General features: G+C 40.7%; 24 protein-coding genes, 2 tRNA genes and 2 pseudogenes. 23 read left to right on the forward strand and 5 right to left on the reverse strand.

Going from position 1 to position 25,908, the window contains the following annotated elements; all coding sequences use genetic code 11:
- The first annotated feature begins 104 nt into the window (after positions 1 to 104).
- From HMPREF1551_RS10405 to HMPREF1551_RS10445, 9 genes are all read left to right on the forward strand, one after another.
- Entirely contained in the window at positions 105 to 1,160 is a 1,056-nt protein-coding gene (locus HMPREF1551_RS10405) for a hypothetical protein (RefSeq protein WP_034544627.1), read from the forward strand.
- Between the two features lie 40 nt (positions 1,161 to 1,200).
- Positions 1,201 to 4,614: an isoleucine--tRNA ligase gene (gene ileS / locus HMPREF1551_RS10410; protein WP_034544643.1), complete on the forward strand. Its 3,414-nt coding sequence runs from the start codon at positions 1,201 to 1,203 to the stop codon at positions 4,612 to 4,614.
- Positions 4,615 to 4,666: 52 nt separating this feature from the next.
- Positions 4,667 to 4,906, forward strand: a complete 240-nt coding sequence (locus HMPREF1551_RS10415) for a hypothetical protein (RefSeq protein ID WP_021629100.1) — start codon at positions 4,667 to 4,669, stop codon at positions 4,904 to 4,906.
- A complete protein-coding gene (locus HMPREF1551_RS10420; protein ID WP_021629101.1) occupies positions 4,896 to 5,186 on the forward strand; it encodes a type II toxin-antitoxin system RelE/ParE family toxin in 291 nt (96 codons plus the stop codon). The genes HMPREF1551_RS10415 and HMPREF1551_RS10420 overlap by 11 nt, the downstream gene beginning before the upstream one ends.
- Before the next feature lie 104 nt (positions 5,187 to 5,290).
- Complete coding sequence (locus HMPREF1551_RS10425) at positions 5,291 to 6,151, forward strand: YwqG family protein (RefSeq protein WP_021629102.1); 861 nt, start codon at positions 5,291 to 5,293, stop codon at positions 6,149 to 6,151.
- A gap of 96 nt (positions 6,152 to 6,247) precedes the next feature.
- Positions 6,248 to 7,030 (forward strand): hypothetical protein, encoded by a 783-nt coding sequence (locus HMPREF1551_RS10430; RefSeq protein ID WP_021629103.1) that lies wholly within the window; start codon positions 6,248 to 6,250, stop codon positions 7,028 to 7,030.
- A 9-nt stretch (positions 7,031 to 7,039) separates the two neighbouring features.
- Entirely contained in the window at positions 7,040 to 7,846 is an 807-nt protein-coding gene (locus HMPREF1551_RS10435) for a YwqG family protein (RefSeq protein WP_021629104.1), read from the forward strand.
- A 201-nt stretch (positions 7,847 to 8,047) separates the two neighbouring features.
- A complete protein-coding gene (locus tag HMPREF1551_RS10440; RefSeq protein ID WP_021629105.1) occupies positions 8,048 to 8,422 on the forward strand; it encodes a TraR/DksA family transcriptional regulator in 375 nt (124 codons plus the stop codon).
- Positions 8,423 to 8,628: 206 nt separating this feature from the next.
- The gene (locus HMPREF1551_RS10445; protein ID WP_021629107.1) at positions 8,629 to 9,327 is read left to right on the forward strand and encodes a hypothetical protein; all 699 of its coding nucleotides are present in this window, start codon (positions 8,629 to 8,631) and stop codon (positions 9,325 to 9,327) included.
- Positions 9,328 to 9,345: 18 nt separating this feature from the next.
- Here the strand turns inward: HMPREF1551_RS10445 and HMPREF1551_RS10450 are convergent, their stop codons facing one another.
- Entirely contained in the window at positions 9,346 to 11,199 is a 1,854-nt protein-coding gene (locus HMPREF1551_RS10450; protein WP_021629108.1) for a hypothetical protein, read from the reverse strand.
- 2 nt (positions 11,200 to 11,201) lie between these two features.
- Positions 11,202 to 11,858 (reverse strand): uracil phosphoribosyltransferase, encoded by a 657-nt coding sequence (gene upp, locus HMPREF1551_RS10455; RefSeq protein ID WP_034544628.1) that lies wholly within the window; start codon positions 11,856 to 11,858, stop codon positions 11,202 to 11,204.
- Positions 11,859 to 11,922: 64 nt separating this feature from the next.
- On the opposite strand from upp, the gene HMPREF1551_RS10460 reads away from it, so the two are divergent.
- Positions 11,923 to 12,519, forward strand: a complete 597-nt coding sequence (locus HMPREF1551_RS10460) for a DUF4254 domain-containing protein (protein WP_034544629.1) — start codon at positions 11,923 to 11,925, stop codon at positions 12,517 to 12,519.
- 52 nt (positions 12,520 to 12,571) lie between these two features.
- Entirely contained in the window at positions 12,572 to 12,850 is a 279-nt protein-coding gene (locus HMPREF1551_RS10465) for a hypothetical protein (RefSeq protein ID WP_021629111.1), read from the forward strand.
- 162 nt (positions 12,851 to 13,012) lie between these two features.
- On the opposite strand, the gene HMPREF1551_RS10470 is transcribed toward HMPREF1551_RS10465, so the two are convergent.
- Complete coding sequence (locus tag HMPREF1551_RS10470; protein WP_021629112.1) at positions 13,013 to 13,576, reverse strand: tyrosine-protein phosphatase; 564 nt, start codon at positions 13,574 to 13,576, stop codon at positions 13,013 to 13,015.
- A 143-nt stretch (positions 13,577 to 13,719) separates the two neighbouring features.
- Between HMPREF1551_RS10470 and gltX the strand changes: the two genes are divergently transcribed.
- Genes gltX through HMPREF1551_RS10485 form a run of 3 tightly spaced genes read left to right on the forward strand, consistent with a single transcriptional unit; the run spans position 13,720 to position 19,057 of the window.
- Positions 13,720 to 15,246 (forward strand): glutamate--tRNA ligase, encoded by a 1,527-nt coding sequence (gltX, locus tag HMPREF1551_RS10475; protein ID WP_021629113.1) that lies wholly within the window; start codon positions 13,720 to 13,722, stop codon positions 15,244 to 15,246.
- 6 nt (positions 15,247 to 15,252) lie between these two features.
- A complete protein-coding gene (gene pth, locus HMPREF1551_RS10480) occupies positions 15,253 to 15,819 on the forward strand; it encodes an aminoacyl-tRNA hydrolase (RefSeq protein WP_021629114.1) in 567 nt (188 codons plus the stop codon).
- A 7-nt stretch (positions 15,820 to 15,826) separates the two neighbouring features.
- A complete protein-coding gene (locus HMPREF1551_RS10485) occupies positions 15,827 to 19,057 on the forward strand; it encodes a UvrD-helicase domain-containing protein (RefSeq protein WP_021629115.1) in 3,231 nt (1,076 codons plus the stop codon).
- A gap of 40 nt (positions 19,058 to 19,097) precedes the next feature.
- Here HMPREF1551_RS10485 and HMPREF1551_RS10490 read toward each other — a convergent pair.
- Positions 19,098 to 19,170 (reverse strand) — tRNA-Gly (locus HMPREF1551_RS10490).
- Positions 19,171 to 19,195: 25 nt separating this feature from the next.
- Positions 19,196 to 19,268 (reverse strand) — tRNA-Gly (locus tag HMPREF1551_RS10495).
- 222 nt (positions 19,269 to 19,490) lie between these two features.
- Between HMPREF1551_RS10495 and metK the strand changes: the two genes are divergently transcribed.
- From metK to HMPREF1551_RS10540, 9 genes and pseudogenes are all read left to right on the forward strand, one after another.
- On the forward strand, positions 19,491 to 20,741 hold the full coding sequence (gene metK / locus HMPREF1551_RS10500; protein WP_021629117.1) for a methionine adenosyltransferase: 1,251 nt from the start codon (positions 19,491 to 19,493) through the stop codon (positions 20,739 to 20,741).
- Between the two features lie 174 nt (positions 20,742 to 20,915).
- The gene (gene nhaA / locus HMPREF1551_RS10505) at positions 20,916 to 22,067 is read left to right on the forward strand and encodes a Na+/H+ antiporter NhaA (protein ID WP_021629118.1); all 1,152 of its coding nucleotides are present in this window, start codon (positions 20,916 to 20,918) and stop codon (positions 22,065 to 22,067) included.
- Between the two features lie 7 nt (positions 22,068 to 22,074).
- On the forward strand, positions 22,075 to 22,779 hold the full coding sequence (locus HMPREF1551_RS10510) for a YARHG domain-containing protein (protein WP_034544630.1): 705 nt from the start codon (positions 22,075 to 22,077) through the stop codon (positions 22,777 to 22,779).
- A 42-nt stretch (positions 22,780 to 22,821) separates the two neighbouring features.
- On the forward strand, positions 22,822 to 23,109 hold the full coding sequence (locus HMPREF1551_RS10515; protein WP_021629120.1) for a hypothetical protein: 288 nt from the start codon (positions 22,822 to 22,824) through the stop codon (positions 23,107 to 23,109).
- Positions 23,110 to 23,283: 174 nt separating this feature from the next.
- The gene (locus HMPREF1551_RS10520) at positions 23,284 to 23,985 is read left to right on the forward strand and encodes an SH3 domain-containing protein (RefSeq protein WP_021629121.1); all 702 of its coding nucleotides are present in this window, start codon (positions 23,284 to 23,286) and stop codon (positions 23,983 to 23,985) included.
- A gap of 26 nt (positions 23,986 to 24,011) precedes the next feature.
- Positions 24,012 to 24,236, forward strand: a pseudogene (locus HMPREF1551_RS10525) (KilA-N domain-containing protein); the annotation flags it as partial.
- 114 nt (positions 24,237 to 24,350) lie between these two features.
- Complete coding sequence (locus HMPREF1551_RS10530) at positions 24,351 to 25,073, forward strand: hypothetical protein (RefSeq protein WP_021629123.1); 723 nt, start codon at positions 24,351 to 24,353, stop codon at positions 25,071 to 25,073.
- 42 nt (positions 25,074 to 25,115) lie between these two features.
- Positions 25,116 to 25,541 (forward strand): hypothetical protein, encoded by a 426-nt coding sequence (locus HMPREF1551_RS10535; RefSeq protein ID WP_021629124.1) that lies wholly within the window; start codon positions 25,116 to 25,118, stop codon positions 25,539 to 25,541.
- Positions 25,542 to 25,671: 130 nt separating this feature from the next.
- Positions 25,672 to 25,908 (forward strand): annotated as a pseudogene (locus tag HMPREF1551_RS10540) (SH3 domain-containing protein); the annotation flags it as partial.

Raw genomic sequence — 25,908 nt, forward strand, 5'->3', positions numbered from 1 at the left:
TCATACAGAAAAAAATTGCAAATAAAAAAAACATGGAAAAACACTTGATTTTTTTGTTTAAATGTTATATCTTTGCTGTTTTTAGGAAGTATCCAATAGTGAGTATGAAGTGTATCTATAAAATCATTATTTCCAACCTAATTTTATTACTATTGATAGGGGTTGCTGCCTTGATATTTTTTCCTGAGATAAGGCCTTCCTTTCTTGATAGGGAACCACAAGACCCTATGGAGGTAGAGGGATATTCATGGGAGGAAGAAGAGGAACGCTATCTATTCTTAGGGCATCGCAATTCGGTGTTTCTCAAGGGAGCCTTGCTGGACGAGGCCTATCGCAAGGAGTATGATGCCCTGAAGGATTCTCTGTATTATCCCGAGTATGGAGATGTGGTCTTTGGAAATCGTGTCGTCACCCGTAAGCGACATGAGGAAGGCTACTTATATGATGATTTTTCTTCCCCAAAGTATTATTGGGGATCTAGGGATAATAAGGCAGGGCGCAAAAGACAGGTAGAGGAAAAGCTTGCCCAGATGAAAAAAGGAGATAAACTGTATGATTTTTTCAAATACATGCTCCTATTCTATGACGGAAAGGTGGATTATCCTAAGTTAGTCGATTTCAAAGATAGGGGCTGTTCCTTTGTTGAATTCGATGACTACTACAAGTTCTATACTACTTTTATGAATTATCGGGACATGCCTTGTATTCTAAAGAGTCGGCTAAGGGATTTTCTCAAGGAAGAAGGCGAGGGCTATACCCTTGATAAGAATAGAATAGATAAGACCTTCCTCGAAGGGAGCTATACGGAAGAGGACGAGAAGGATTATTGTATTGCCTTTAAGGAAGAAGAGGCGATAAACCCCAACTATAAGGTGATTTTCTACAGGGAAGAACGACCTGAAAATTACTATTACCCGATTTATTTGGAAACTTTTTACCAAACCGTCCTTTTGAAGGAGGGTTACAAGAACCAAGCTATCTATATGGATACCGAAGAACGCAAGGCGGCACCCTATCCATTTATTTTTATCAAGCAAGAAGGACAGCCCGATATTGCACTGCTCTTTAATCCAGACTATGACAGGATGATTCCTTATACACAACTTCCTAAAAGCCAGTTGGATGCCTATTACTCAGGAGAAGAAGAAAACGAAGAATAAATATATAAAAAACATTCATTCACCCTTAAAAACGAAAAAAATGAAATTTACAGAGTACAAATCCTTAGAACTGACCCGAATAGCAGAGGAGATATTGCAGTTTTGGAAAGATAATGCAATATTTCAGAAAAGTATAGACTTCCGCAATGGGAAGGAGCCTTTTATTTTCTATGAAGGGCCGCCATCTGCTAACGGATTGCCTGGTATTCACCACGTAATGGCACGTTCGCTAAAGGATATTTTTTGCCGTTTCCATACTCAATTGGGCGAACAAGTATTCCGAAAAGCGGGTTGGGATACCCATGGACTACCGGTGGAGTTGGGCGTAGAAAAGGAATTGGGGATAACCAAGGACGATATAGGCAAGAAAATCTCTGTAGCCGATTATAACAAAGCCTGCAAGGAAGCGGTGATGCGCTATACCAATATATGGAACGACCTTACCGAAAAGATAGGCTATTGGGTGGATTTGGACGATCCTTATATCACCTACAAGCCCAAATATATGGAGTCGGTATGGTGGCTTCTTAAGCAATTGTATAACAAAGGTTTGCTCTACAAGGGCTATACCATACAGCCTTATTCGCCTAAGGCAGGAACAGGGCTTTCCTCTCACGAGCTTAACCAACCGGGTTGCTATCGCGATGTAAGCGATACGACCATCACCGCTCAGTTCAAGGTAAAGGATTTCGCCACAGCAGCCGCTACAGCACTTAAGGCACAGGGGACGGTATATATCTTGGCTTGGACGACCACTCCTTGGACTTTGCCTTCCAATACCGCTTTGGCAGTGGGTAAAGATATTGACTATGTCTTGGTACGTACTTTTAACCAATATACCTTTGAACCTATACAAGTGGTGTTGGCTAAGGAATTGGTAGCCAAACAGTTTGCTGGTAAGTTCTTTGAAACTTCTGAGGAGGCAGATTTTGTAGCTTATGCCAATGACGAAAATCGCAAGAAAGTGCCTTATGAAGTTTTGGCCGAATGCAAGGGAGCAGACCTCGTAGGGACTACCTATGAACAACTCATTCCTTGGTTCCTTCCTGAAGAAAACCCAGAAAAGGCCTTTAGAGTGATCCCTGGAGACTTTGTAACAACCGAAGATGGTACCGGTATCGTGCATATAGCGCCTACTTTCGGGGCAGATGACGCCCGTGTGGCAAGAGAAAATGGCATTCCGCCTATGTTGGTCAGAGATGAGAATGACAACTTAGTACCTTTGGTAAATTTGCAAGGGCGTTTTCTTAAAGGAGACAAAGTACCAGCCCTTTTTGCAGGACAATATATCAAGAATGAATACTATAAGAGTGGCGAGGCGCCCGAAAAATCATGGGATGTGGAGCTAGCTATATTGCTCAAGACAGAGAACAAAGCCTTTAAGGTGGAGAAATATGTTCATAGCTATCCTCATTGTTGGCGTACCGATACTCCTGTACTCTACTATCCTTTGGATTCTTGGTTTGTGAAGATGATGGCCGTAAGAGATCGCTTGGTATCACTCAATCAAGAGATTAATTGGAAGCCTAAGGCCACAGGAGAAGGGCGTTTTGCCAATTGGTTAGAGAATATCAACGACTGGAACCTTTCTCGTTCCCGCTATTGGGGGATCCCACTACCTATTTGGCGTACTGAGGATACTAAGGAAGAAAAAATCATCGGCTCCGTGGAAGAGTTGATTGCTGAAATCAACAAAGCCATAGCGGCAGGGGTGATGCAGGAAAATCCTTTTAAGAACTTTAAAGTAGGGGATATGTCCGAGGCCAATTATGACCAAATAGACCTGCACAAGAATATCGTAGATGAAATCGTTTTGGTTTCCGACTCAGGCAAACCCATGAAGCGCGAAAGTGACCTGATAGACGTATGGTTTGACTCCGGGGCGATGCCTTATGCGCAGGTACATTATCCTTTTGAAAATAAAGATAAAATAGACGAAGGGAAAGCCTTCCCGGCAGATTATATCGCCGAAGGGGTGGATCAGACCCGTGGTTGGTTCTATACCTTACATGCCATTGCGACGTCTGTATTCGACTCTGTAGCTTATAAAAATGTGATGTCCAATGGTTTGGTATTGGACAAGAATGGCCAAAAGATGTCCAAACGCTTAGGTAATGCGGTAGATCCGTTTGAGACCTTGGCCAAGTACGGCGCCGATGCTACCCGCTGGTATATGATCTCCAACGCCAATCCTTGGGACAACCTTAAGTTTGATGTCGAAGGCATAGAGGAAGTACGCCGCAAGTTCTTTGGTACGCTTTACAATACTTATTCTTTCTTTGCGCTTTATGCCAACTTAGATGGCTTTACCTATGCCGAGGCAGAGGTGCCTTTGGAGAAACGCCCAGAGATAGACCGCTGGATTCTCTCCGAGTTACATACCCTTATTGCTAAGGTTAAAGAAGCTTTTCTAGATTACGAGCCTACTCGTGCTACTCGCCTGATCTCTGACTTTGTACAAGAGAACCTAAGTAACTGGTACGTACGTCTTTGCCGTCGTCGTTTCTGGAAAGGAGAATACGAGGAAGACAAGATATCCGCATACCAAACCCTCTATACTTGTTTGGAAGTGGTAGCTAAGCTCTCCGCTCCCGTAGCACCTTTCTTTATGGATAGGCTCTACCGCGACCTCAATGCCGTAACAGGAAAAGATAAGGCCGAATCCGTACACCTAACCGATTACCCTGTAAGCCAGGCCTCTTATATAGACAAAGCCTTGGAAAGCAAGATGGAGAAGGCGCAAAATATCTCCTCTTTGGTGCTTTCTCTGCGTAAGAAAGAGATGATTAAGGTACGCCAACCCCTACAGAAGATCCTCATTCCTACCCTTAGTGAAGCCGAGAAGGCAGAGATATTGGCGGTGGCCAACCTTATCAAGCACGAGGTGAATGTCAAGGAAATAGAGTTTATCGACGATGCATCCGGTATCTTGGTAAAACAAATCAAGCCCAACTTCCGCACCTTAGGGCCTAAGTATGGCAAGCAGATGAAGGACATCGCAGCAGTGATCAATGACTTTACCCAACAAGATATACAAGCCTTTGAACGCCAAAGTACTAAAGAAATCACTCTTGATGGGAAAGCCCTCACCCTCACCTTGGAGGATGTAGAGATCACCTCACAGGATATAGAAGGTTGGCTTGTGGCTAGTTCCTCTACAGGCTTGGTAGTGGCTTTGGATGCCACCATTACCGATGAGTTGCGCGCAGAAGGTATTGCCCGCGAATTGGTCAACCGTATCCAGAACCTTCGCAAAGATACAGGCCTTGAAGTAACAGACAGAATTCGTATCCTTTTGCAACAGCAAGACACACTTGAGCAGGCTGTTCGAGCCAACGAAGCCTATATCAAGGCAGAGACCTTAGCCAACGAAATCCTCTTTGCCGACACCCTCCAAGGAGAAGAAGTCGCCTTTGATGATATCGTGACTAAGATAGTGGTGGAAAAGGCTTGATTTGGATATTAGGAAATGAGAAGTAAGTTAAATGAAATAAATAGAACAGAAAATGAATACACAACATCAATATTTAACAAATAGCCAAGGAGTGCCATTATCAATAGTTCTTCCAATTAATGAGTATGATGACTTAATGTATCTTGCCACATTGCATTCTCAAGAGGAGGAAGTACATTTTTCAGAAGAAGAATTACAAAGTATTGCTCTGTCACATCAGCAAGCTAAGGAAGGAAAAACGATTAGCAGCGAAGAGTTACATAGAAGATTGAGAGCTAAATATGGAAATTAGATGGACAGAAGAGGCTGTTAAGCAATTAGAAAACACTCTTGATTTTTGGAGAGAGCATAACTATAGTGATGCTTATCCCAATAAAATTATAAATGAACTCAATAAGGTAGAGTTAGCTATAGCTGAAAAACCATATTTTTTGGCTAAATTTGTAGAGAGTATTAGATTGTATCAAAGGCATTTTTTAAAAGGGAAGTTTTCATTGTATTATGACATTATAGAGGAGGAGAATGTGATTGTCATTAAATTTTTTCGTAGTAGTTCACAAGAACCTTTGTAATAGAAAGCAGGTATGTGCCCCAGCTTCCACTCTTTGCGGGTGATATAGTAGCCCCTGAGAAATTTCCTCAGTTACAAATTGATTTGACAACTATTTTTTAGGTCATGACATTTACAGAAGAACAAATCAAACAATTGGTGGATTCGCTTAATGTAAAGACAGCACGAGAGGTAATACGCATTAGCCTTTCAGTGGGTGAAAATCTGATTCTTACAGATAGTAAGTTGGGAGGGCTTCCCTATATACCCAAGGATGGCACATTACCTACTACCTCTCAGGGTGAGCCACTCTTTATGTTGGCACAAATCAATTGTGAGCAACTGCCTGAAAATAGTCTATATCCTAAGAAAGGATTGTTGCAATTTTGGATAGCCTGCGATGAATACTATGGTGCTGATTTTGGGAATTGTTGCCAGAATGATACCAAGAGGATATGTTATTTTCCAGAGATACAGGAAAGCCTTCCTATAGCATATATTAAGGAGCTTTATACGAAGATAAGTACCTCAAAGAGAGAGATAGATAATATTTTCACCCGGGAAAATGCCCTTGAGCTTCCTTTTAATCCTAACCAAAGCTTAGCATTGGGCTTTGAAAAGTCAGTAGAAGGTATCTCTTATGCAGATGTACATTTCGACGATGAGATGCAGAAGATATGGGAAGCTGCTTTTTCGGAAGAATTTCCAGGATTATGGGGGTTACCAGAGGAAGTACTAAAAGTGTTTTACAAATATCTGTCTAATGGAGCGGGACATAAAATAGGAGGTTATCCTGATTTTGCCCAATATGATCCAAGAGAAGATGATAACTTTCACGATACATTATTATTGCAAATAGAATCCGAGTGGAATGAACAGTATTCGGTGATGTTTGGGGATGCAGGGGTAGCGAACTTTTTTATCAATAGAGAAGATTTAGCCCATTGTAAGTTTGACGAGGTGTTATATAATTGGGATTGTGGGTGATGTAGAGAATAGTTGTCAGTAGGAGTAAGGTTTCTAAAGACAGAGGGTGATGATAGGGAGTAAATAACTTACAAAATTTGAATAAGATGTCATAGTATGATAAAAGTAACAAAAGTAGAAAAACTCTTTCCAAGTATAGAGGAAGTTTTTGAAGTTCCTAAAGAGTGGTTTAAGTATGTTTTCTTTCCACTACTGACGGTAGAAATAGAGAATGAACAGCAGCAAAAAAGCAAAGCGCATTTTGTTTCCATGTATGCTTGTGGTTTGGCAGAGTATGAATCAGAACGTACAGATTGTAATTGGTTCTTTGTACGTTTTGAGAAAGTAGGGAACAAATACCGTTTTGACGGAGAGATGGATTGGTTACCTAATTTTTCTAAACTACCTCAGTGGTATCAAAATGCAAAGGAAGATTATGCAGCCCACAAAGACCTTTACCTCAATAGTGAGGTCAAACACAGCTATGACCCTTCACCCTATAAGGATAGCTTAGAGAAATGGGAAGCTATCAGTGGGGATTATGCTACTTATATGGATACACTACTAAGCTATTGGGTAACTCGTGATAAATACCAAGAAACAGGCAAGTTTATCGCTGGCAACCACTACACACAAGGGTATAGCGGACACGAACGTGAGATATATGAGCTTACCCCTTACGATGAAGATGAAGAAACCTATGAGGATTTGGACGAGTATTTGGAATATCGCTTGGATACAGAATCCTATCTCTGTGAAGAATATGATATTTCTTTAGATGATAAGGACTATTTAGGCTATGTAATAGGATATAACTATTTACAGGACAGTGCCGATACGATTTCGCTATTTATCTCTCCTGATGAGAAGGAAGTATATAACTGGTTTAGTTTTAGTTAAATAAAGTATATGGAACCCTCTCAAGAACAAATTAAAGCCTTGGTAGCGAAGCTAAACGAGGCTACTAAGAAAGAAGTCATTACTATAGAAACGCGTGAAGAAGAAAACCTTGCCCTTACCGATAGTAAGTTTGGCGGTTATCCCTATGTGCCTAAGAATGGACATATCCCCAGAGATAGTGAGGGGAATCCTTTCTTTATGGTAGCACAAATCAACTGTGAGCAATTGCCTGAGAACAATATCTATCCTAAGAAGGGATTGCTACAGTTTTGGATTATTGACGGTGATGACCTCTATGGGTTGGATTTGCAGGATCCTTGTAGCAATGCAGGCAAGCGTATCCTTTACTTTCCCGAGCCTACCGAGGGTCTTTCCTTGGACGAGGTAAAGCTTCAGTATGTACTTACCGAGGAATACACCCCTATGACCCCTTATAAGGAATTGGCACTGACTTTCATTCGCAGAGAAGAGGGAATTACCCTGTGGGATGTGAATTTCGATGGCCTTTTCTCTGACCTTTGGAATGAAGCCTTTTCCGATGAGGTAGAAACCATATGGGATCTGCCCGAAGAGACCCGACGACTGTTGGCAGATATAGTTCCCGATGGTATAGAGCATCGTATAGGAGGGTATCCTTATTTTACCCAACAAGATCCCAGAGAGGAGGACACCCCATTTACCGAGCTACTTCTTCAGATGAACTCCGATGGCGATTATATCATGTGGGGAACCATGGGGGTGGCTAACTTCTTTATTCGTAAAGAGGATTTGGAAAAAGAGAATTTTGAAGAGGTGCTATATAACTGGGATTGTTAAAAGGGAGTAGTTAAGGCAGACCAATCCTATCTTATCAATGTAAGTAAAGAAGGGCTAATTTGGGGTAAAATACCATAAATGGAAAGTTTCTCTGTGTAATGTATGCAAATATCCAAAAAATTTCGTATCTTTGCACAACTTAAAAAGGGAGATAAATAACTTTTTAAGGAATAAATTTGTAAGTAAAATAAGAAGTACGTTATGGATGTAAAAGTTCGTTATTCCGATAAGGATTTGCAAGAATTTAGGGCGATTATAGAGGATAAGTTGGCAAAAGCTCAAGTGGACTTGGAGTTCTTACGCAATGCTTACCTCAATGGGGCTGACAATAGTGTAGATGATACCTCGCCTACCTTCAAGGCCTTTGAGGAAGGTTCTGAGATGATGAGTAAGGAATCCAATATGGCACAAGCTACACGTTTGGAAAAATTTATCCGAGATCTAAAAAATGCTCTGATCCGTATAGAAAACAAAACCTATGGGGTGTGTCGTGTTACCGGTAAACTTATTGATAAAGAACGCCTCAAGGCGGTACCTCATGCAACCCTAAGCATAGAGGCTAAAAACATGCAATAATTTCTTATAGTTTATTAATTAAAAATAAAAAGGTAACTGTTTTTTGCTTCAGTTACCTTATGTTTTTTTGAATGAGAAAAATAGGGCGAAAAAAAATAAAATAAATTTGTAAAATAAGAAAAAAACATATATTTTTGCACCATATTTTGATGGATAAAACTAAGCACCTCCAGAAGAACCATATAGACTAATAAATAGATTTGTTTATGAAAGCACCCACTATCAAACATGAAGATTATGCAGTAATAGCAGACTGTATTGCGGTAAGTTTTGAAAGAGATTTGGCTTCTTTTTCGCAAATTTACAGAACAATGAATGCTGAATACTTGGAAAATTTCAAAAAAGCAATAAGCAAGCTGAAAAATAATGATTCTACCAATGCTATTGTCGTAAAACAGAAAGAAACAACAGCAAAACTATACAAACAGGCCGACGAACTCCGAAGAAGTATTACTTTTTTGAAGGATTATGCTGAGCGATCTGGGCTAGACACTTCCTTGCTTAAGGTGATAGTTGCTAAGATCAATGGGAAAAATATTGCTGGTGTAGTCAAGGCTGTACGCGATGCCATCCCTTATTATGGAGATAATATGGATAGAATCGCCGATATGCCCGATGGCTTTTTGGAAAATGTAGTAGAGCAGACAAAACAGCTCGATGCGCTCAATATACAACAGAATACCCTGATGAATGAGCGCAAACATCACACTCAGGTCAATAAAGAGATGTATCAGCTTATCAAAAAATATATAGGCGATATTGCTAAGGCCGGTAAACTGATTTTCCGAGGACAAAAAAAGGAAGATGAGTATGTTATTAGCAAAATAGTGGCGCGTGCAAAAACCAACAAACAAAAAATAGAGGGAATGAGGGAAGATGCTCCCAATCCTTTGTATGCTAATTAGAAAATCTTAAGCCGGAGTTTATTCATAGCGAATAAGCTCCGGTATATTATAATTGAAATACGGAAGTCTAAAGTCCGTATTATTGATATTGGTGATTTTCTGAATATGATTTCCTACTCCTGGTACTCGAGGTAGGTATATAAAAGAGAATTGAAAATTGCCCAATGGAATATAGTCATTGGTGATATAGAAGCCAATACCTACTTTACTTACCACCTGGTCTTTTAGAGGATTGCGATTGTCATCACCAATGAAACCTACATCCCCCAACAGAAAAGGACTTACACGAAATCCCCATAGGGAGAAGGGGGAATAAGATTGGCTTTGGAAGGTAAGAATGGACTTATGGAGCCCACTAAGAGTCGGACTACTGAAGCCTGCAATTCCCGTAGCTCCGTTGAGGGTAATCCTATCCTTAGCATAATCCTTACGAGAGAAACCTACTACCGAACGCCATTTGACAAACTGCCTAAAGTGCCATTTGCCTATGGTAAACAGAGGAGAGAAATAGTTGAATTCCCATCGCAAAGTAGTCTGTTTGCTTCGCTCCTGCGCAAGAAAACTACCCAGCTGTATGTCTCCCGAGAAATAGCCTAAGGAAAAATAAGCTCCATACCGCAATCTTCCTGCCAAATAAGGGGTTCTATGTCCCAAGTTCTCTTGGAACCCTCCGATGAGTGCCACACTTCTCCCTATAGGAATGTCCTCTATATCTTGGTGCCTAAAGATATATCGATCCTGCTCATATCCTATATGATTTACCCCTATAGAAGCCAAATAAGTATCCTTGTCCGAATAGAAGCCTTCAGAATCAAGCCAGCTATCAGGGCCTTCTATATACTTTACTCGATAATAGCGAAGGGAAAAGACCATATTGGTAACCCTATTGGCGGGCGTATAGCGCTTGAGAATAGGGAAGGAGATACTTCCCCATACATTTCTTCCTTGGGTTTTGAAATCCTGACTATAGATGGAATCTTCCTTAGGAAGCCCCTCCTCGAAGGTTCGTTGATAGAGATGAACTCCCGCTGCCCATCGGCTATAGAGAGAGTAGTAGGGGCGGGTAAGCTCCCAATATTGGTAGTAGTACTTGTCAAAATTTAGGGAGTAACCTGCCGAAGTATTCAGGGTAGTAGCATATAGGTTGAGTATTTCATAATCCATTCCGAAGCTGGGACGGCCTTTTCCTCGGATCTCTTGGCTATACCTACCCGATAGTTGGTGTCCCAGACCTAAGAAGTTCCGTTCGAAAACCCGCATAGTTCCTTCATTAAAAGATCCCATAGCATCGGCGTATAGGCTCCAGCTATCCAGTACATTCACCTTCACATCCACCGAATCCGCACTATGAGTTGTTTTCGGCTGTATATATACCCTACGGATATGGTACTGACTGCGCAACACGCGAGCCGTCTCCTTCATCTTGATAGAATCCAAGGGAGTATAAGCCTTAAAAAGCAATAGTCGCCTGACGATCTTTTCCTTTGTTTTATTATGGAATCGGTTGCCCAATACCTCCCAGCGGTTGGGTAGCCGGGTGCTGTCTTGCTCGTCAAATCCTAAGGGGTCATAGGTCGTAATCTCAATATGTCGAATGATTTTCCCTTGGAAATCCTTCCATACGGAAGACACTTTGGGCTTAGAAGGAGCAGTAGTAGCAGGTACAGAGGCTCCAGAGGTAAAAAGTAACTCGTGAAGCCGGCGCCCAATCTTGCTTTTTTGGGTCTTAAGCTCTATTTTTCGGTATAGCGAATCTTCTTTTGCTCTTATAGGGTCATTTTCGATTAGTTTGGTATGCAAAGTATCCTGTGCCAGTGTAAACTGACACCCCAAAAAGGCTATAGAGACTATAAGAAAGAATAGTTTTCTCAAAATTATCCTTGCATTTTTTCTCCAAAGGCCAAATCTCCAGCATCGCCTAAGCCTGGAACTATATAGCTGTTTTCATTGAGATGGTCATCAATGGTGGCGATCCATAAGTGGGTATGCTCGGGGAAATGTTGGCTAACATACTCCAATCCTTGCTTGGAGCCAATGACGGCAAAGAGGTGTATCTCCTTGGGGGTACCCAGTGGCTGGAGGGAATTATAGACATTGACAAACGAGCGCCCTGTGGCCAGCATAGGGTCGGCCAAAATCAGGATATTATCCTGCAAGGAGGGAGAGGCCAAGTACTCCACCAAGATTTCAAACTCTGAAGGGGAGGTATGCTTGCGGTAGGCAGAGATAAAAGCATTGTCAGCCTTATCGAAGAAATTCAAGATTCCTTGGTGTAGTGCCAATCCTGCACGTAGAATGGAACATACCACGATCTTATCCTTTATCAGGGGAATATCCTTTTCCCCCAGGGGTGTGGTGATTCGCTGGATATGGTAGGGGAGGGTCTTGCTCATCTCATAGCTTAGAAGGGCACCAATACGCTCCAAGTTTTTCCTAAAGCGCATCCTATCCTGTTGTATATCAACGTTTCTAAGCTCGGCGACAAACTCTAAAAACAAAGAGGGGGGTTGGTCGAAGGAGTGGATGATCATTTTTTTGAAAATAAATTTTTTTATTACGCAAAATAACGATATTTTTGCAAATAAAACAAGGAATATGTTTAGTAAATTAGCCTATGACATTTTTTGGGAGAGTATCCTGCGCTATCACATAGCTGATGATGTGAACCAACCCTTTGAAAATCCGTATGATAGCAAGACTATCGAACATCTATTGTATCGCAAAAATTGGATAGATACCGTACAATGGCACTATGAGGATATTATCCGTGATCCGGAGATAGACCCTAAGGAAGCACTCCTACTCAAGCGAAAAATAGATGCCTCCAACCAAGACCGCACCGATACAGTAGAGTATATCGATAGTTATTTCCTACACCAGTATAAGGATGTAATTCCTCAGGCAGGAGCAACCATCAACACTGAAAGTCCTGCTTGGGCAGTAGATAGGCTCTCTATTTTAGCCCTGAAGATCTACCATATGCAACAGGAAACCGAACGCACTGATGCCACCCTAGAACATATTGCCAAGTGTCAAGAAAAGCTACAGGTACTCCTTCAGCAGCGAGAAGACCTCTCCTTGGCCTTAGACCAACTCTTGGATGATATCTCCACAGGACGAAAATACATGAAGGTATATAAGCAAATGAAAATGTATAATGATGAGGAGCTCAACCCCATCTTAAGAAAATAGGCCTATAGTACCTCCTGAAACCTAATCCCTAACCCCTAAAACCTTTATTGTTATGCCTTATACAATAACCGTACTCAATGACAGCCCCCAGGCCTTAGCTTATGTAAAGGAGGCTGAAACCCTTGATTTTGTAAAGGTTACAAAAACTAAGGAGACTAAGAAAAAGACAGCTACCAAAGCAAAGGCAACACCAGCTCCCGAACTATTGGAGGAGGATGAAAACGGAATACCTCTTAAATATAAAGAGGAGATATTGGCGCTTTCTCAGAAAACAAAGAAAGCGGCAACTAAACGATTTTATGCGAAAAGGGCTGAAAAAAGTATATCATGATAGCCATTACAGATACTAATATATTTTATAGTACCTTAGCCCTTATGGTAAGATTACTAAATAGAGGAATTAAAAGCTAATAGTATAGGCTGCCTCACGAGGCAGCCTATTTTCTTTAGAATCTTCCTCTATAAGAGTTTTTCACTTTTCATTCTTCACTTTTCACTTTAAAAGCGCCCTTACTTCCTTTACAGTTTCTTCAGTAAATAGCGCTTCCAAGTTTTTCCAGATACTATGATAGCCATAGGGGCCTTGGAGCATTTCTTTTTTAGCGGCGGCTATACTCCAGCCGTGGTAGATAATGCGATACATAGCCACCATAATCCCTGTACGGTCAGCACCGTGGTAGCAATGGATAAGTACTGCCCCTTGCTGTTGTGCCTTACGAATGCGTTGGAGCACTTGGGCGATGTCCTTGGGGGTGATACGCCAAGTAAGTAATGGGTGGTTGATAAGGGTAATCCCATCGGTGGGGAGGAATACCTTTCTATCCTTGGAACGAGTAAAATATCGTAGGTTGATAATGGTCTTGATAGGCGTACGCTTAATGACCTCCTTATCAGCCCGAACCAACTGTTCGCTGCGATAGAGCAGACTATCTACTTGGTATAGATTAGCCTCGGTATGTACAACAGTAGCAGGAGTCTGCCCCCATAAGGGTAATAAAGGAAGTAAAAAAAGGAATAGTTTTAATATAAATCTGTTCTGCAAGGTAGTAACTGTCATAACATCTATTTTTGGGCAAAAGTACAAATTAATTAGCTAATTGACAAATTGCCACATTGTCTGATTGACAAATTCTCTCATGGACAAATTAGCAAATTTGCCAATTAATTCGTATTTTTGCACTTTGATAAACAAATGATATTATGGCTAAGAACGTACGGGTGCGCTTTGCACCCAGTCCTACAGGACCGTTACATATAGGGGGGCTACGTACTGCCCTCTTTAACTATTTATTTGCTAAAAAACATGGAGGAGATTTCCTCTTGCGTATTGAGGATACCGATCAGGGGCGCTATGTGGAAGGCGCAGAGGCTTACATATTGGAAGCCCTCCAGTGGTGCGGACTGACCTATGATGAGGGCGTAGGCAAGGAAGGCGGCCCTCATGCCCCTTATCGCCAGAGCGAACGCAAGGCCATCTATGCCGAGTATGCCCAGCTACTTTTGGACAAGGGCGAGGCTTACTATGCCTTTGATACAGCGGAAGAGCTCGATGCCCAGCGCAAAGCCTACGAAGGGCGCGGGGAGACTTTTATCTATAATTGGCATAACCGGGAAAAACTCAATAACTCTTTTTCTCTTTCCCCAGAGGAGGTAAAAAAGCGTATAGCAGATGGGGTCTCTTATGTGGTGCGCTTTAAGATGCCACAGGAAAGCCTTACCCTGCACGATTTGATTCGTGGCGAGGTGGTGGTGGATACCAAGCTCTTGGACGATAAGGTACTCTTCAAGTCCGATGGGATGCCTACTTATCACTTGGCCAATATTGTAGATGACCACCTTATGGAGATTACCCATGTGATCCGTGGGGAAGAGTGGCTGCCCTCCATGGCGCTACATGTACTGATGTATAGGGCTTTTGGCTGGCAGGCACCCGAGTTTGCCCACCTACCATTGATCCTTAAGCCTGCGGGTATGGGCAATGGCAAGCTCAGCAAGCGTGATGGAGACAAAATGGGCTTCCCTGTATTTCCGTTGGAATGGGTGGATCCGGTAACCAAAAATATCTCCAAGGGCTACCGTGAAGGGGGCTATTTGCCTGAAGCCTTGGTGAACTTCCTCGCACTATTAGGTTGGAATCCAGGGGTAGAGCAGGAGCTGTTCTCTGTAGAGGAACTTATTGCGCTCTTTGACTTGGAAAAGGTCAATAAGGCAGGGGCTCACTTCGATATAGAAAAAATCAAGTGGTTCAATCATCAATATTTACAAAAAATACCTGTAGCTACCTTGGTGGAGGACTTCACGCCTATAGTGGCTGAGAAGGGTGTTAAGGCCTCCAAGGACAAACTCACGGCTATAGTGGAACTTATCCGCGAGCGAGCTACCTTCCTGACCGACCTTTGGGACTTGGCATATTTCTTCTTTGAGGCTCCTACCCAATACGAGGCTAAAGCACTTAAAAAGCAGTGGAAGGACAACTCTGCTGAGATAGCAACACAGTTGGTAGCCGTAATAGAAGGGCTTACCGACCTTACCCCTGCACATATAGAGGCACAGATTAAGGACTTTATCGGCCAACAAAACTTAGGTTTAGGCCAAGTGATGCCACTCATTCGCCTTGCCTTAGTAGGGGAGATGAAGGGGCCGGATGTATTCTCCATCATCGCTATCTTAGGACGTGAGGAGACCGTACGACGCTTGTCACATTTGGTACAATACCCTAAAGCATAGTATGTTATGAAAAAATACCTTATCGTAGGTTTGGGGAATATAGGGGAGGAGTACCGCCATACCCGCCATAATATTGGTTTTTTGGCGGTGGAGCACTTAGCCAAGCAAAAAGAAGTGGAATTTACCACTGTACGCTTGGGCGACATGGCAACTTTCTCCCACAAAGGCCGCACTTTTATCCTCTTGAAGCCTTCTACCTTTATGAACCTCAGTGGAAAAGCAATCAAATACTGGTTGGAAAAGGAAAAAGTACCTATAGAAAACCTTTTGGTGATTGCCGATGATCTGAATATCCCTTTTGGGAGTATCCGAATTAAGAAAAAAGGTTCGGATGGTGGGCATAATGGCTTCAAGAATATCCAAGAGGAACTCCAAACGACCTCCTATGCCCGCTTGCGCTTTGGAATCAGTGCCAACTATGCCAAAGGTACCCAAATAGATTATGTCTTAGGCACTTGGACAGAAGAGGAAGTATTACAATTACCGGAGCGATTGGAGAAAATCAGTGAGGCTATCCTTTCCTTTGGCTTGGCAGGAGCCGATACGACCATGAATCTCTATAACAATAAGTGAAAAAACAATGGGCAATATCCAAATCTATAATGCTTCAGCAGGTAGCGGGAAGACTTTCACCTTGGTGAAGTCCTTCCTAAGGCTTATCTTGGAAACCAAAAATGTGGAGGCCTACAAGAGTCTTTTGGCGATCACCTTTACCAATAAGGCTGTCAATGAGATGAAAGAGCGGGTCATAGGCCAGTTGCTCCTTTTCGCCACACCCGATAGCCAGGTGAAGCAGGGCGAGAAAAAGGCTTCCGATGATGTGATGTTTCTCCAGCTGGCCGAGCAGTTACATCTTACACACGAAGAGTTACAGGAGCGTTCCCGGACGGTTCTCCAGCATATATTACATAATTATGCGGGATTTACCATAACGACCATTGATGGGTTCAATCAACGCCTGATACGCTCCTTTGCCTTTGATCTGAAGCTTAATCCCAACTTTGAGGTCTTCTTGGAAACTGAGGAGCTACTGCGCTTGGCGATAGAAAATCTCTTCAAGAAAACCGACGAAGACCAGCTACTGACCCAAATCCTCTTGGAGTTCTCCAAAGATAAAATAGAGGAGGACAAGGATTGGGATATAGAGGCGGAACTACTCGAAATCTCTAAGCTCTTGGGCAATGAAAACCATTATGCCTATATAAAGGAGTTGGAGGATAAGCAACTAACCGATTTCCAAGCACTGAAGAAGGATCTGAAGGAGCAGCGCAAGGACTTATATATAGCTGTAGAGGTGGCTGTGAAGGACTTCTTTGCCTTTGCGCAGAAGGCAGATCTTACCTCAGCACATTTTTCGAGAGGGTCACTCTATAATTTCTTTGGAAAGCTAAAGGAAAATGGATTTTCAGCCTTGAAAAAAGATAGCTTTGAGACAGCTTGGTTTGCCGAAGTGGAGAATAAGCCGCTTTATTCCAAGGATATACTCAAGCGAGAGCCTGCTATAGCCCAATTGTTGGACGAAAAACAAGCCTGGATAGCCGAGTTGCTACATGCTATAGAGAAAAGTTATTGGTGGGAGCAGTTTTACAGACGTTTGATTAAGAATGTGACCCTCTTGGCAGTGCTCAAGAGCCTACAGGAGGAGATTGTAGCCATCAAGGAAGAGGAGAATATATTGCCTATTTCGGAGTTCAATAGTATCATTCACCAAACGATCATTGAGGAGCCTTCACCTTTCATTTATGAGAAGATAGGTACCCGCTATCAGCATTATTTTATAGATGAATTTCAGGATACCTCCACCCTACAGTGGGAAAACCTCCTTCCGCTGATCTCCGATGCGGTACATAGTGAAAACCTAAACAAGCAGCAAGGCTCTCTCCTTTTGGTAGGCGATGCCAAACAGTCCATTTATCGATGGAGAGGCGGGAGAGCTGAGCAGTTTATGGAGCTATACAATAAGGAGAAGATACCTTTTCATATAGAACAGCAGGTGGCCGACCTCGCTTATAATTACCGCAGCCGTAGAGGGGTTATTTCTTTCAATAATGACTTCTTCCAGTTTGTAGCTACCTCACCCTTGTTGTTCAATAGCAATGGAGAATATAGGTATGATGAGTTATACCTCGCCTCCGCACAGAAAGTTCCTGATAGAGAAAAGGAAAGTGGTTTTGTAAGTATAGAATTTGTAGATAAAAATAATAAAAAAGAAGTAGAAAGTCCAGAAGAAGAGTTCGAAACAGATGAAAATTCCATAGAGGAAGTAGATGCTTATATAGAAACAATTGAAAAGTACATAAAAGAAGCCAAAAGTAATGGCTATTTGGACAAAGATATTTGTATACTTTCCAGAAGAAATAGAGAATGTATTGAAGTGGCTGAAAAATTGGCTGAAAAAGGTTATAATGTCATTTCATCGGAAGCTTTATTGCTTAAAAATATCCCTGAAGTACAATTCTTGATACATCTCATCTCAATGTCTCTCTATCCGGATAATGAGAAGGAAAAGATAGCCTTGCTATTTTCTTATGTCAAGGCCAAGCAGCTTACAGATATTCATACTTTTATGAATACCTATGCACATCAGCCCGTGGAGGTCTTCTTCTCGGCTATGGGATTCTCCTTAGCTCATTTTCACTTATATTCTTTCTATGAAGGCGTTGCCTATGCGATCAAGGCCTTTGGCTTGGCTAAGCCTTCCGATGCGTATTTGGCACAATTTCTCAATGTGATATACGAATACAAGAGTGTTCGTGGGGGTAATATCGCTGATTTTATTACCTACTGGGAGGAAAAAGAAGATAAATTAGCCATCAGTGCGCCTGAAGGGGTCAATGCGATTACTATCATGACCATTCACAAGAGTAAAGGTCTGGAATTTCCAGTAGTTATCTATATAAAAGCTAACGACAAACTTCGTTCGGCTAAGGATACTCTTTGGATACGTGTCCCCAAGGATGAATATCATGGATTTGAGCATCTTTTGATAGATGATTATACAGGTTTAGAACATATAGATGCCAATATTGTCCTCCAGCAGAGCCAAATGGAGCTTTTGGATGCCATCAATACCATGTATGTAGCTATGACACGCCCTAAGGATGTCCTCTATATACTCTGTGATTTGCCTCGGGAGAAGAAAACAAAGAAGAATAAAGAAAATGAAGTAGGTACTATTGCCGAAGTTTTAAAACTTTACCTACAACAAAAAGGCCTATGGGATGAGCAAACGTTGCGCTATACTTTTGGAGAATTGCAACCTATAAAGCAGACCGTTCTTCCTGTGAACAACTATATTCCTTTTAAGCAAAGAACTGCCCAAACGCCATCCTACACCATTGTAACACGAGCCGCCTCCATGTGGGATACCCATCGGGAAGGGGCTATCGCAAGAGGTACACTCCTACACGAGCTATTGGGAGCACTTACCACCCAAGAGGACATTCCTCAAGTCCTCCAACAGTTCCTCACAGAGGGGCGCCTTACTGAGCCTCAATGTCCGCTCCTTGAGCAACAATTGCGCGAGCTGACCTCTCATCCTTTGCTAAAGGCATATTATACAACTGCTTATACGATCTATAACGAGCGAGAGTGGCTGGATGCCTCCGGGGAGTATCTTCGCCCTGACCGTGTAGTCTATGATCCTAAGGGAGGCACAGCTGTCATTATTGATTACAAAACAGGTGATGACCATCCACTGTACGAAGCCCAACTAAGAGGCTATACCCAAGCCCTCGAACAAACCGGCTGGAAGGTGGAGCAGACCTTCTTAGTCTTTATCAATCAGCAAATTACTGTAAAGAAGGTATAACAAAATACCCCTCCTCAAAATGGGGAGGGGTATTTTCTTGAGCGGGAGACGAGGTTCGAACTCGCGACATTCAGCTTGGAAGGCTGACGCTCTACCAACTGAGCTACTCCCGCAGAAAAAAGTCATTATGAAAGAAAGAGCGGGAGACGAGGTTCGAACTCGCGACATTCAGCTTGGAAGGCTGACGCTCTACCAACTGAGCTACTCCCGCTTATTTTTTGACGGTGCAAAGGTAAGACTTTTTTTTGTTTCCACCAAACAAAAATAAAAATTTTTATCAAGAGAAAAATAATGGACTTATTTGTTTTATTTCTAAAAATAAAACCGTAACTTTGCCCCACTTATTAACCGAGGACAGATTTGACTGATTGCTACCTCATCGCACTGGCGATAAAAGATGCTAAACCAGTAATCTCCTCATAAACTTTCATTTATGGGATATTTATTTACTTCCGAATCGGTGTCCGAAGGACATCCCGACAAAATCGCAGACCAGATTAGCGATGCCCTCATTGACCACTTCCTTGCCTTTGATCCTTCGTCCAAAGTAGCTTGCGAGACCTTAGTAACTACCGGACAGGTGATCCTCGCCGGAGAGGTCAAATCCAAAACTTATCTTGATGTACAACAGATCACCCGCGATGTCATTAGGCGTATAGGCTATACCAAGAGCGATTATATGTTCGAGGCCAACTCCTGTGGGGTACTTTCGGCCATTCATGAGCAATCTCCTGATATCAACCAAGGGGTAGTACGCCACTCCCCTGAAGAACAAGGAGCAGGCGACCAGGGGATGATGTTTGGCTACGCGACCCGCGAGACAGATAATTATATGCCACTACCTTTGGCGCTTTCTCATGCTATTGTACGCGAATTGGCAGCTTTGCGCCGTGAGAATGACCAAATCACTTACCTACGTCCCGATGCCAAGAGCCAAGTAACTCTTGAGTATAGCGATGATAACAAGCCTGTCCGCATAGATAGCATCGTGATTTCCACCCAGCATGACCCCTTTGATACTGAAGCGAAGATGCTTGCCAAAATCAAAGAGGATATGATCCATATTCTCATTCCACGAATCAAGGAGCAATACCCCAAGTATGCACATCTGTTTGATGAAAATATCAAATATCACATCAACCCAACAGGAGTCTTCGTTATCGGAGGGCCTCACGGAGATACAGGGCTTACAGGACGTAAGATTATTGTAGATACCTACGGGGGCAAAGGGGCTCACGGAGGGGGCGCTTTCTCTGGGAAAGACCCCAGCAAGGTGGACAGAAGTGCTGCCTATGCCACCCGCCATATCGCTAAGAATATGGTAGCGGCAGGCGTAGCCGATGAGATGCTCGTACAGGTAAGCTACGCCATTGGGGTAGCCGAGCCAACAGGGGTCTATGTCAATACCTATGGTACCTCTAAGGTAGCGCTCACTGATGGACAAATCGCTCAGAAGGTCAGAGAAATTTTCTCTCTGCGCCCTTATGATATAGAACAGCGCCTGAAGCTGCGTTATCCTATTTATAGTGAAACCGCCGCTTACGGGCATATGGGAAGAAACCCAGAAGTGGTAAAGAAAGTATTTGCTTCTCCTTATCATAACACCAAAACCATAGAGGTAGAACTCTTTACTTGGGAAAAATTAGACTATGTAGAGACGATCCGAAAGGCCTTTGGACTATAACGTCTCAGAGAACTCTAATATACCAAAGAGACTACCCCGATAAGGATAGTCTCTTTTTGTTATTAAAGCGAACACTATTCGCACAATTAAGCATTGTAAAACTGGGATTTGTAAATCACAGATTTCCCAATTATAAATATTTAAATATCAAACTATAATAAAAGATTAATTATCATGAAGCTAATTACAATTTTAAAAGGATTCTTTTCTAAGAATCAGTCCTCAGGGGTGTTGTTGATCCTCTGTGTAGTACTTTCTTTGACAATCGCCAATTCCCCTATGGCGGAAAGTTTTCAGGCACTCTTAGACCAAGAGGTAGGGCCTTATTCGATCAGTATGTGGATTAATGATGCCCTGATGGCTATCTTCTTCCTATTGGTAGGATTGGAGATCAAGCGAGAGATTCTCAAGGGCGAACTCTCGGATATCAGGAGCGCTTCCCTTCCGATAGTAGCTGCTATAGGGGGTATGATCGTGCCTGCGGTTATCTTTTCCCTACTGAATTATGGGACACCTTATAGCAAGGGCTGGGCGATTCCTATGGCTACAGATATTGCCTTTTCCTTGGCGGTCATCTCTATGTTGGGCAGGGGGGTGCCTATAGCGATTAAGGTCTTTTTAACAGCCTTGTCCATAGTAGATGATTTGGGAGCTATTGTGGTGATTGCCCTTTTCTATACCGATGCGATTCACTGGAGTTACCTGATCTATAGTGGGGGAATCATAGCCGTATTATGCTTGTTGAACTATCTTAAGGTGAGAAAAATCGTATTTTACTTGCTCTTAGGAGTACTCTTGTGGTATTGCATGCACCATTCAGGAATACATGCTACTATAGCAGGGGTTATTTTGGCCTTTACTATGCCTGCTAATGCAGAAAAAGGTAAAAAATCTCCTTTAGAAAAGCTGGAACATGCCCTACAAATCCCTGTAGGCTATATCATTATGCCCGTTTTTGCCTTGGCTAATACCAATATCACCTATAAGTCAGGCATGATAGAGGGATTATCCTCTTCTTTGGGAGTAGGAGTTGTTTTGGGACTTATCTTGGGCAAACTCATTGGGATTAATCTTTTCTCCTTTATAGCTGTTAAGCTGAAGATAAGCACCTTGCCCCATGCCAGTCGTTGGATACACATGATAGGCGTAGGACTATTGGGAGGGATAGGCTTTACCATGTCTATCTTTATCTCCTTGCTTTCCTTTAAGGAACATGAATTACAGGATGCAGCCAAATTTGCTATTCTAATGGCCTCTATACTTGCGGGGGCTTTGGGATATATATTGCTAAGAAGTGTCACTAAGAAAGAAAACAAATCTGTTTAGAAACTATATGAAACACCTATACTTTTTATCAATAGCGTTATTCTCATTAAGAGCTATGGCACAACTAAAAGATTGTGCTACTTGTTCTACCCAAGTAATTAAGGAACAACAGATCAGCAAATTGAGCATAGATGAATTGCGCTTCCTTACCAACGACCTCTACGCTCGCAAAGGTTATAAGTTCAAGGATTATGAAATAAGCAATTACTTTAATGAAAAACCGTGGTATAAGCCTGTGAATGACAATAGTAAGGTGAAACTCAACGCAGTGGAAGAGCAAAATGTAAAGCTATTTCAAGAACGCACAGCAATACTAAAAGCTGATAGAGAAAAACTCATAGAAGCATTGCGAAGTTTAAAAGCAGAAACCCTAAAAGGCAATAGTTCTATTCCCAAAGACAACTATAATGAGCATTTTAGTAAAACCATTGCTAAAATAAATATAGATGATATTCATTGGATTAAAAATCAAGGGTATTATAGCGTAGAAGTTGATGATTTTAAACAGACAAATCGATATTTTATATGGATTGAAGGTAATAAAGTGACAATTCAGTGTGATGAAAATGGGTATTCTAAAAAAGTATCAGAAGATAAAATTAAGGAAGTCTATGACACGGATGAGTTTGAGGTTATCGAAAGCAATATAAGTTGGGAGTTCCGCTGGGATAAACAAAAATTGGTATTTATAGAGTCTGTAATGGCAGGATAAAGAAAAAAGTGATATTCTTTTTCTTTTGACAATACTAATGTTATGAATAAAATATTTCAAGTAGAAAAGCTTTCAGTTATAAGTGAAAATACATTTTCATTGGTAGGAAGAATGATTGCAGGGGATATTATTCACAAAGGAGAGGTTTTCAATCTTATAAAAATGGATAATAACAGTTTGGTAGAGGTAAATTTCACCCTAAAACAAATAGAAATGTATGGTTGTTCTATTGATTTTATAGATTTAGGGTGTACAGGAGTGCTATTTTTAGAAGGAGAATGCCCTACTACTCAAATAAAAGAACTAATTATAGCAGCACAAACAATATGACCGAACTTGAAAAAGCATTCAATAGTATGAACCCCAATTGCGAGAAAGTGGTTTTTATGATTGGGCAGTAGAGGAAGAGTAGAGAGTATTTATATAAATATCCCAATATAACTCATCTTTAAAACTTTAGCTAAGTTAAAAAAAATCAGTATATTTGCCGAAAAAATAGTTTATATGAAACACTTACTTATTTTATTTTTTCTCCTTACGACCAATGCCTTTGCACAAGGTCCTTTTGGAGATTATGCCGTAGTAAAAGACAAAGACGGCTATGTGAACATTCGCGCTAAAGAAAGCGTAAAAAGCAAAATTGTAGGCACTTTGCCTAATAATACACTTGTGTATGGTTTCTTTGATAAAGAATATAACCCTACTAACTGGATTGAAGTTGATAAAGGGTATGTGCATCAAAGTCGCTTGAAAAAAATATCTGACTTTCGTGCTATAGAAGTTAAAGTGCAAGGCAATAGTATTATTTTTGATGATAAGGACGTAAAAGTAACCATTACCAAACAGAAGTTCGACAAAACCAAGCACAAGATTACTAAGAAAGAACACGATGGTTGGACAGAGCTTATCATTGACGGTAAAGCAATATATGGCATAGATATATATGGAGGTAACGATGATTCACTACCTGAAGATCATTACAAAAGTATTACTGTAACGATGAAAGGTAAAAACGTACCTATCCCTAAAAGTGCTTATGATGATTTGTATCAGATTTTCTATTTTAGCAGTTCTGTATACTACGATAAGGAAGCTGAGGTACTTTACATTCTCGCTCACAATAGCGAGAATGCTTCGGCTTACGAAGTGTGTTGGCAGATAGTAAAAGGCGAGTACAAAGGGCGCGTTATAGGGTATCCGCTTTAATGATGTAACTAAAATTTACCAAATATATGACACCAACAAATAATAAACTTAAAGTACAAGATGTTGAAATAAATATCAGAGTGATTAATGAAGCTGATTATATAAGTTTAACTGATATGACTATAAATCAGGAAGAGGGAAGTCGTTTGATAGAGAAATGGCTTACCAATAAGAATACTATTGAGTATTTAGGTGTATGGGAAGAGTTGAATAATCCTAATTTTAATTCCCCCGAATTCGGGGGAATTAAAAAGTGCGAACAGTGTTCGCACAATTCAATATTTCAAAGCTGAGATTTGAAAATCAGTGCTTTCCAAATTATAAAATACTAGTAATCAAAATAAACCTTACGTAACCCCATTATTATGAAACAGATAATAAACTTATTACTTTTACCTTTTCATTTACTTTTTCTTATGATACATTATTTAGTTAAAGAATGTTTCCGATGGTTATTAAAAAAAGATTTTGATTCTTTAAAGGCTACTATACAAAATCAAGGAGACTCCATAAATAAAAAAGAAAATAAAATTCAATATTTAGAAAAAATTGTGCATAAAAATGAATTAGTTGTTGAATTATTGAAAAAACTAAAAGAGAAATATTTTTTCAACTTTATTACTGTTACAAAAGAAGGAGAACCTTTAATAATTTCAACAGATTTGAATATAGATGACGCTATAATTATTGGAAGTATATTACAATATAAGCAGGAATTTCCTTTAAAAGTAGTAACTTTAAATACTTCTCCTTTAAAATCACACAATAAGTATAAAGAATTTTTTCCTAATTATGATTGGGAAAGGAGAAATATTTATAATCAACAAAAAGCGGGATATCTACAAATTGTTGATTTTCAATCTATAATCAAAAATAAGGGATATGCAACAACTACATTTGAAGTCTTTGAAAAATTAGCAAAGCAAATGGGATATTCTGCAATAGTAGGATATTTATCATCAATAGATTTTAAAGACGGAGACCCTTCTCATCTTAAATATTTCTATGAAAAATTAGGTTTTGAAGTAGTTGTATTTGAAAAAGGACACAAAAGAAATGATGACGGACTAATATTTAAACAATTATAACAGATAAAATATAACTCAATAAATTTTTAAAATGGTAGTTTTATGGAATTTACAGGAGCGTTTTACCCCTTTTATTCGGACAAACCAATAGAGATAGTCGTACAAAAAATGTTGGATTTTGCTAAGAGTATAGGATATCAATGGGAATATTTCAATCAAGAAGAATATGACCACAGAGGTTATTTCTTTTGGAAGAATAAAAAGATGCTTACTCTACACGATGAGAAAGGTTATAACACTCTTATCAATGGAGAAGGTTGTTTTTGTTTGGAACTAAAGGAAACTAATCTAAACTGTGGGGCAAAATACTTTGAGTTTGAGCAGGAGCCTTATGATAGTTTTTACAATGATTTTTATTGTATTTTTTCAAAGGTATATTATTACTACTTAGTGCTTCCAGAAGCCATTTATGAAAATGATTTCTCTTTGAAAGTTTTTAATACTTTACGGGAGATTTTAAAAAGTTAGTGATATGAATTTAATAGACTTTATTACCGATAACCACAATACTCCTTTTTGGGAAATCACCTACCATTGGCATAGAACGTATCAGGTGATAGAGTAGATTTTTGTATTGTAGAGAATAATTAGAAATTTTATGAAACACTTACTTATTTTATTCTTCCTCCTTACGACCAACGCCTTTGCACAAGGTCCTTTTGGAGATTATGCCGTAGTAAAAGACAAAGACGGCTATGTAAACATTCGCGCTAAAGGAAACGTAAAAAGCCAAATCGTAGGCACGCTACCTGCAAATACTCTTGTGAATGTTTATTTTTGGGAAGATGAACCTACTCCCCCTAATTGGATTGCTGTAGATAAAGGGTATGTACAT

This window comes from Capnocytophaga sp. oral taxon 863 str. F0517 (assembly GCF_000466425.1).
Taxonomy (GTDB): Bacteria; Bacteroidota; Bacteroidia; order Flavobacteriales; family Flavobacteriaceae; genus Capnocytophaga.